The 8,038-nt window shown below is 63.9% G+C and carries 7 protein-coding genes, 1 tRNA gene and 1 pseudogene; 6 read left to right on the forward strand and 3 right to left on the reverse strand.

The annotated features are described in order from the left end of the window. Positions 1-40 precede the first annotated feature (40 nt). Complete coding sequence (manD, locus tag ASG86_RS09445) at positions 41-1,237, forward strand: D-mannonate dehydratase ManD (protein WP_056333054.1); 1,197 nt, start codon at positions 41-43, stop codon at positions 1,235-1,237. Continuing rightward, positions 1,234-3,513, forward strand: coding sequence for a gluconokinase, GntK/IdnK-type (locus ASG86_RS09450; protein ID WP_056333057.1), 2,280 nt, complete (start codon positions 1,234-1,236; stop codon positions 3,511-3,513). The genes manD and ASG86_RS09450 overlap by 4 nt, the downstream gene beginning before the upstream one ends. Before the next feature lie 66 nt (positions 3,514-3,579). Here the strand turns inward: ASG86_RS09450 and ASG86_RS09455 are convergent, their stop codons facing one another. Further along, positions 3,580-4,209 (reverse strand): Rho termination factor N-terminal domain-containing protein, encoded by a 630-nt coding sequence (locus tag ASG86_RS09455; protein WP_056333060.1) that lies wholly within the window; start codon positions 4,207-4,209, stop codon positions 3,580-3,582. 564 nt (positions 4,210-4,773) lie between these two features. Here ASG86_RS09455 and ASG86_RS09460 point away from each other — a divergent pair. After that, entirely contained in the window at positions 4,774-5,310 is a 537-nt protein-coding gene (locus tag ASG86_RS09460; RefSeq protein ID WP_056333063.1) for a GNAT family N-acetyltransferase, read from the forward strand. Positions 5,311-5,399: 89 nt separating this feature from the next. Here the strand turns inward: ASG86_RS09460 and ASG86_RS09465 are convergent, their stop codons facing one another. After that, positions 5,400-5,609 (reverse strand): hypothetical protein, encoded by a 210-nt coding sequence (locus ASG86_RS09465; protein WP_056333066.1) that lies wholly within the window; start codon positions 5,607-5,609, stop codon positions 5,400-5,402. Positions 5,610-5,983: 374 nt separating this feature from the next. Here ASG86_RS09465 and ASG86_RS09470 point away from each other — a divergent pair, with 374 nt between their 5' ends. Next, positions 5,984-6,376: a hypothetical protein gene (locus tag ASG86_RS09470; protein ID WP_056333070.1), complete on the forward strand. Its 393-nt coding sequence runs from the start codon at positions 5,984-5,986 to the stop codon at positions 6,374-6,376. A gap of 87 nt (positions 6,377-6,463) precedes the next feature. Then, positions 6,464-6,853 carry a hypothetical protein gene (locus ASG86_RS09475; protein ID WP_235565156.1) on the forward strand — a complete coding sequence of 130 codons (390 nt, stop codon included), beginning with the start codon at positions 6,464-6,466 and terminating at the stop codon, positions 6,851-6,853. Positions 6,854-7,042: 189 nt separating this feature from the next. Here the strand turns inward: ASG86_RS09475 and ASG86_RS09480 are convergent. Then, a tRNA-Ser gene (locus tag ASG86_RS09480) sits at positions 7,043-7,129 on the reverse strand. 151 nt (positions 7,130-7,280) lie between these two features. Here ASG86_RS09480 and ASG86_RS09485 point away from each other — a divergent pair. Further along, positions 7,281-8,038: pseudogene (locus ASG86_RS09485) on the forward strand (DUF222 domain-containing protein); the annotation flags it as partial.

Below are 8,038 nucleotides of genomic sequence, written 5' to 3' on the forward strand. Positions count from 1 at the left end.
CGAACCTTGCTTTTACTTCCGGAAGGAACAGTTAATCCCCATGAAGATCGTTGCCGCCGATGTGTTTGTGACCAGTCCGTCCCGGAACTTTGTGACGTTGCGGATCACTACCGAGGATGGCGTGACCGGTATCGGTGATGCCACCCTGAACGGCCGTGAACTCGCTGTTGCCGCTTATTTGAAGGAGCACGTGGCGCAGCTGCTGATCGGGAAGGATCCGCACCGGATTGAGGATACGTGGCAGTTCCTGTACCGGAGTGCGTACTGGCGGCGCGGTCCGGTGACGATGGCGGCGATCGCCGCGGTGGACATGGCGTTGTGGGACATCAAGGGCAAGCTGGCCGGGATGCCGGTCTACCAACTCCTGGGCGGTGCGTCCCGGAACGGCCTGCGTGCGTACGGGCACGCCTCGGGGGCGGACATCCCGTCGTTGTTTGATTCGGTCCGCGAGCACCTGGAGCTGGGCTACAAGTCCATCCGGATCCAGACCGCGGTGCCGGGGATCAAGGCCGTCTACGGTGTGGCTGCCCAGGCGCAGGCCTCGGGGGAGCGGTATGACTATGAGCCGGCCGGGCGGGGGGCGTTCCCGGTGGAGGAGGACTGGGACACGAGGGCGTATTTGCGGCATCTGCCGACGGTGTTTGAGGCGGTGCGGAATGAGTTCGGCCCGGAGATCCCGCTGTTGCATGACGGGCATCATCGGATGACGCCGATCCAGGCGGCGAAGCTGGGCAAGGCGTTGGAGCCGTATGACTTGTTCTGGTTGGAGGACTGCACGCCGGCGGAGAACCAGGAGGGGCTGCGCCTGGTGCGGCAGCACACCACCACGCCGTTGGCGATCGGGGAGATCTTCAATACCGTGTATGACTTCCAGACGCTGATCAAGGAACAGCTGATCGACTATGTCCGGGCGGCGTCGACGCACTTTGGCGGGATCAGCCCGTTGAAGAAGGTGATGGATTTCGCCGCGCAGTACCAGATCAAGTCCGGGTTCCACGGGCCGACGGATATTTCGCCGGTGGGGTTCGCGGCGCAGCTGCATGTGGGGTTGGCGATCCATAACTACGGGATCCAGGAATACATGCAGCACTCGGACAAGACCAACGAGGTCTTCGAGCAGTCCATGACGTTCACCGACGGGTACCTGCACCCGGGCGACAAGCCGGGCATCGGCGTCGAATTCAACGAAGAAGCAGCCGCCGCGTACCCGTACCAGCAGGCCTACCTACTTCGATGACTAAGCAACGCATCGTGGTCATGGGCGTTTCCGGTTGCGGCAAGACCACCATCGGCGACCTCGTAGCCCGCGAACTGGGTGTCCCGTTCATAGACGGCGATTCCCTCCACCCCGTGGAGAACGTGGCCAAGATGGCGGCCGGCACACCGCTCACGGACGAGGACCGCTGGCCATGGCTCGCCACGGTGGGAACCGAGCTGGCAAAGGCCGGTGACGGCGGAATGGTCCTGGCGTGCTCCGCGCTGCGCCGCAGCTATCGCGACGCTATCCGGAAACAGGCGCCCGACACGATCTTCCTGCACCTGAACGGCAGCAAGGAAGTCCTGAAGGCGCGGACGGAAGGCCGCACCGGGCACTTTATGCCCCCCGCCCTGCTCGATTCCCAACTCGCCACGCTCGAACCGCTCCAGGAAGACGAGGCCGGCGTGGTGGTGGACATCGCCGCGCCCGTCGCGGACGTCGTGGCCCTGGCACTCAAGGGAATCGCCGCCGTCGTACCTTCTGCCAAGGGGGCCCACGGCGCCAGGCCGCGGCAGTTCGACGTCGACCTTGCGGCTGCGCCGTTCAAGCTCGACGCCGACGCCATCGCCTGGGTGGAGGGCACCATTGGTGCCATGACGCTCGAGGAAAAGATCGGGCAGCTGTTCATCAACCACAACAACGACTACTCGCCCGAGTACCTCGACGGGGTGCTGGAGACCTACCACGTGGGCGGCATGCGGTACCGGCCCGGGCCGGCCGCCGCCGTGCAGGAACATATCCGCTACGCACAGTCCAGGTCCACGATTCCGCTGCTGATTGCTTCCAACCCGGAGATGGGTGGCGCCGGCAGCTGCGACGACGGCACGTTCGTGTCCACGCACCTCCAGGCCGGTTCGCATCCGGACAAGAAAATAGCCCGGCAGATGGGGCAGGTGGCAGGGGTTGAGACGGCGGCCCTGGGCTGCAACTGGGCCTTCGCGCCGATCGTGGACATCCACTACAACTGGCGGAACACCGTCATTTCCACGCGTTCCTTTGGGAACACGCCGGAGATTGTGGTGGAGCGGGCCAAGGAGTACTTCGACGGCATCAGCGAATCGCCCACGGCCTGTGCCATGAAGCACTTCCCCGGCGACGGCATCGATGAGCGGGACCAGCACGTGGTCACGTCCTACAACACCCTTGGCTACGAGGAATGGAACCGGACGTACGGGCACGTGTACCGGGAGATGATTGCGCACGGCGTGCAATCCATCATGGTGGGCCACATTGGCGCGCCTGAGGTCTCCCGGCATTTCCGGCCAGGCCTTGCGGATGCCGAGATTCTGCCGGCCACGTTGTCCCCGGAGCTGCTCCAGGACCTGCTGCGCGGCGAGCTTGGCTTCAACGGCCTGGTCCTCACCGACGCCTCGCAGATGGTGGGCCTGACCCAGGCGATGAAGCGCAGGGACCTGGTGCCAGCCACGATCGCCGCCGGCTGCGACATGTTCCTGTTCTTCCGGAACCCGGCCGAGGACTTCCAGTACATGCTGGACGGCTACAAATCCGGGGTCATCACCGAGCAGCGGCTGCACGATGCGCTGCGGCGGATCCTCGGGCTGAAGGCGTCCCTGGGGCTGCACCTGAAATCTGCGGACCAACTGGTGCCGCCCGCGGAGGCGCTTGCCGTCATCGGGTCCGCCGAGCACCGGTCCATCGCCGCGGAGATCGCGGACAAGACGGTGACACTGGTCAAGGACACAGTCGGGAACCTGCCCATCACCCCGGCCACGCATCCACGGATCCGGTTGTACGGCATTTCCGGCGGGGCCGACTTCACCCGCGCTGACCCGCTGGCCTACCTGGAGGTGGTGAAGGAGGAACTGGAAGCTGCCGGTTTCGAGGTGCATCTGTTCCGGACCGCTGAGCAGCGCGAGGCGGCGGGGGAGACCGGGGTGAACTTCATGTCCGTCATCTCCGAGGAAGCCACGGGCGACTATTCAGAGAAGTACGACGCCGCGTTTGTCTTTGCCAATGTCAAGGGCTTCGCGCAGGAGGCGGCCATCCGGATCAAGTGGTCCTCGCCGATGGCCGCGGAGATCCCGTGGTACGTCACGGAAGTGCCCACGGTGTTCGTGTCCCTCAACCAGCCGAACCACCTGATCGACGTGCCGATGGTCAGAACAGCCATCCACGCCCACGCCGGGACGCGGGAAGCCATCCGTGCCGCAGTGGAGAAGATCCAGGGCAAGTCCGAATTCCAGGGCACGTTCAACGAGAACGTGTTTTGTGGGTCATTCGATACGCGGCTCTAGCAGTACTGCAGGAGGCGCCACCGCAGCAGCGGTGGCGCCTCCTTCATGCGTCAGTAGTGGGAGCCCTTAGGCGTCCTCACGGTCCGGGTTCTCCAGCCGGAAGAAGTTGGACTGGTTGCCATCCGTCCTCTGCTCCTGGTAGATGAAATTGAGGCGGCGCTCGTCAAAGGTCTTGAACCATTCTTCCCAGCTGACTTCGCGCAGGTTGGTGTCCTTGTCCCGGAAATCGATGCGCAGGACGCCAAGATGGTCACCATGTTCGGTGCCTTCAACCGTTGCGGGCACGCCGCCGCGTTCTTCGGCCCACTGCCTGATGACCTCATGGTGGGTGGTTGCCAGGCTTCGGCCTTCGCGTTCGGGCTCCTCATCCGGGGAGGTGATTTCCTGGGAGTACTTCAGCGATTTGGACGAGTCGTCGCCGTAGCGGATCTTGCCGCCGTCGGGACCGGCACCCAGGTCTTCGGCATCTTCCGTGTCTTTTGCTTGGCTGCCGCTGGCGTTACCCTTGCCGCCGTCCCCGCCTTCCTGCCGGGCTTTGGCGACCTCCTTCACCAGCTCTTCCTTGCGCATTCCGGACGTGCCGGGAATGTTCTCTTCCTTGGCTTCGTTCCGGAGTTCGTCCACCTTCATGTTGCGCAGTTCGGTTTCACTGACGTCAGGGGTGTTCGGCGTCTGGTTACCCGGCTTCTCACTCATGGCATGTCCTCCTTGTGCTGAACTCTTTGGCAGAATCGACAAATAATAAGGCTGCTTACTTTTCTAGCCGCTGCCGGATAATGCGTCAAGCACGCGTGCCCGCCGACGCAGTCCCGGGGCCTTGAAAGACGGCTGTGAGGGGGCCTTGGACCCTGGGCGGCCGGTTAGGCATCTGTAGGCTCCATGCATTCCGTAGCTGAAAGAGGTGTGCCGTGAGCAGCACGACATCTGAGTTCCTGGCCCTCATACGGTCAAAGACGGCCAGGAACAATGCATCCAGCCGCATCCGCCGACGGCTTCCCGGAGTCCTCGCTGCCGCCGCCGCTGCGGGGTTTCTCATTCACGGCCTCAGGCCGCGCGTACTGGGAACGTGGGGAACCACGGAGCCCGAAAGAGCTGGCTCCGCGTGATGGACTTCCTTCTTCTGCGCTGGTACCTGGTCATGGACCGGGCGATGCTGCTGGGCATCAAGAAGCGCGCCGAAAGGGAAGTGCACGGGCGGCAGCCGTCGTCGGCCCCGCAGTGACTCCGTCCGGTGCGCGGGCAACCGCGTAGTGTGAAGCAGTGGACTTCTCCTGCGAAATTTCTGAGGATGTTGTGCTCCGTCCTGTCCAGCCAACGGATGCGGGGGCGCTGGCGGCGGCCTTTCAAGCGAACCGTTCACATCTCGCCCCATGGGAACCGGTCCGGCCTGCGGAGTTTTACACCGTCCAAGGCCAGCAGGAAGCGGTTGAACGACGACGTGAGGAGCTGGATTCGGGCACGGCACTTCCCATGGTGCTGGCGCGAAATGACAGTATCGTGGGGCTGTTGACCTTGAGTTCGATCGTGCGGGGCGCCTTCCAGAACGCGCACTTGGGCTACTGGATCTCCCACGCATTCCAGGGTGCAGGGATTATGACAGCGGCTGTAGGTGCCGCCGTCAACATCGCTGCAGTTGATCTCGGTCTCCACCGGCTCGAGGCCGCAACCCTGGTGCACAACACGGCGTCGCAGCGGGTGCTGGAAAAGAACGGGTTTGAGGCCTATGGCATGGCGCGCGCCTACCTCCGGATAGCGGGCCAATGGCAGGACCACCGGATGTATCAGCGGATTCTCTGAGCCCGTACATTGCGGCTAGAGTCAGCCAGTAATTCCTGACGGTCCTGTTGTTCATCAGCATCCTCAACTGAAGGGGCAAGTGGTCCACCCTATTCGTTCCGCCGCGCCCACGTGTAAGGGTTTGGTTCGTGCCCGCCGCGCCGGCCCTGCTCAAACCCCTGTTGCCATGCCTTCCCGACCGCGGACACCAAATCGGCGAGCAAGGGATAGTAGGGGTGGTCTGGACCGATGTAGATCATTTCGTCGTTGGCTCGGTCCACGGCGGCGCGGACTTGGTTCTCGGCAGCAGGACTGGTCACGGTACCGCCCTTCGTCCAGGAACTCCGGTGTCCGCTTCGAAGGTAACGCCGGACCGCGGAAGTGTCTACGGGTGCGGGCCAGGGGCCTGGCTGGAGCGACAAGGACCCGCCTTACCCACCTGAACAGGCCAGCCACACGAGGACGCAGGGGGATCAAGGATGAGGAGAAGCATAGGCTGGCGTAGGCTCGGGCTATGTCACAACTTGGGGGAGTACGGCACTGTTGTCTCTGGCTTGTTTCGGCCGCCATGGCTCTGCTCGGCGCCACTCTGGCCGGCTGCGAATATCAGGATGAGTCCATGCCGGCTGCACGTTCTACTCCTTCAGCGCCTATATCGAACTCTACGGCGGGGCCGCCCACGAAACCCCCTGAGGTGGCAGCTGTCGAGGAGGGCAACCGGGCGAAGCTGGACGAGGTACTCGGTGTTCCGACCTCGGACACTTACCTGGATATAACGGAATCAATCGGTGGCAGGATGAATTCCTTTGTCACGGGCGCATCCCTGCCCTCCTCCGGCACCTACGCTGTAACAACAGCGTGCATCGGCACTTCCAGCGCCAGACTGGTCCTCACCCAGAGAACACCCGGGAGCACAAGCGATCAGGTGAACTTTTCCGAAGCATTCGCATGTACCGAGCCTTCCAGCAGGGCTCTCGACCTGCGCGCTGGCAGGGTCACTGTCGACGTCATCAACCTCAGCCCGGATGGATCCACCTGGGGGACGGGAGCCTTTGCCAATGTCCGGATCAGTCCCTGGAAGCCCTAAGGCGCGGAGTCGGAAGACTTGAGCAGCATAGGCGGGCAGTAGTTCAGCAGTAGAAATGCATCAGCGGGGAAGGGACAGGTGAGGGCAGTGTCGGAAGCGACCCGCCGGTGGGCGGGGGCAAGCGCCTGGATCCTGCTCGTGCTCGCCTCAATAGGCCTCATCGGTTACGGAATTGTGCACGCCGGAATCTGGCTCTGGATGCCGACGCCGGCCGAACAGGAGGCATCCTGGATCGGCAGCCGCTACATCTTCTTTGGTTGGCTGCTGTCCATTGCGGCCTCCGTCTGGTCACACCGCCGAGGCAACCCGTTGTGGGTGACCATCTGCGTCGCACTGCCGGGGTTTCTTGTGGGCTGGGCGGACCTCGTCAGCCCGTACACCCTCCTGCGCTTCCTGGCCGCGGTCGTGGCTTTCCCGCTGGCACTCGGAGGCGTGGCCGAGGTCATCTGGGCGCGCGGCCGATGGCAGCGGGGATAGGAAGGAAAAGCCGCGCCACACCTTTTTGCGCTCCACTTCGAGGGGCGGTCATCGATCCGAGGGGGCGTCAGCATCCTGATTACAAGGGCCGGAGCCTTTCTTGTGTACGGCCCCGTCCAGGAAGGTTGAGGGCAAAGAAAAAGGCTCTGGTTCCCTTGGATCTAAGGGAGCCAGAGCCTTTCTCATCGGCGGTGACGGTGGGATTTGAACCCACGTTGGCTTTTACACCAAACAACATTTCGAGTGTTGCACCTTCGGCCGCTCGGACACGTCACCAACCTCAATAGGGTACCGGAGCATGCCCCGCATCCCCAAAACGGACGCGTACCCATGCCATTTGCGGGGATGCTCTCAATCCGGGAGTGCCTTGGGGGATGCGTGGTCTGGGCAAGTCCAAATTGTCAGACCCCCTTGTCATGATGGGTTTATGGGGAAAGCGGCGGTGGTGAGGGCGTTGGAGGACATCCGTGCTGCCCTTGCTGTGCTGAACGCGGAAGTGGACGGGGCGGGTTTGGAGCCGTTCTCGGAGGCTGATCCTTTGGCGGGGCTCGCAGAAGGTTGCCTGGACATTCTTGCCGGTGCCCGGGAGGCGGAGGCCGGGTTTGCGGGCCTGAAGGCGAAGGCTGCTGTGAAGTACGCGGAGAGTGCCTATGCTGTGGCGGGGCCGGGGGTGCCGGTGGTGGCGCAGGAGATGGCGGTTGCTGCGGAGATCGGGTGCGTGCTGGCTCTGGGGCCGCGGGCTGGGGCGTCGTTCCTGGCCACGTCGCACGCCGTGATGACGACGTTGCCGCGGACCCTGGCGGCACTGCGGACCGGGGTGATCTCGTGGCAGCATGCGGTGGTGATGTCCGATGAAACCGCGGGTCTTGATCCTGCGGGGGCGGCGGCGTTGGAGGCGCATTTCCTGGACCCGGACGTACCTGACGCGGCCAGGGGGTGTCCGGTGGGGGAGATGCCGGCGCACCGGTTCAGGGCCAAGGCCCGGGTCTGGCGGGAACGCCACCATGCCGGGGCGATCGAGAAGCGCCACGCCAAGTCCGTGCTGGATCGGCGGGTGGAGTTCCGGCCGGACCGGGACGGGATGGCTTGGCTCAGCGCGTGTCTGCCGGCGGACCAGGCCGTGGCTGGCTGGAACCGGCTTACCGCTGTTGCCCGGGGCATGCAGGGCCCGGACGAGTCCCGGAG

Source organism: Arthrobacter sp. Soil764 (assembly GCF_001428075.1).
GTDB lineage: Bacteria > Actinomycetota > Actinomycetes > Actinomycetales > Micrococcaceae > Arthrobacter.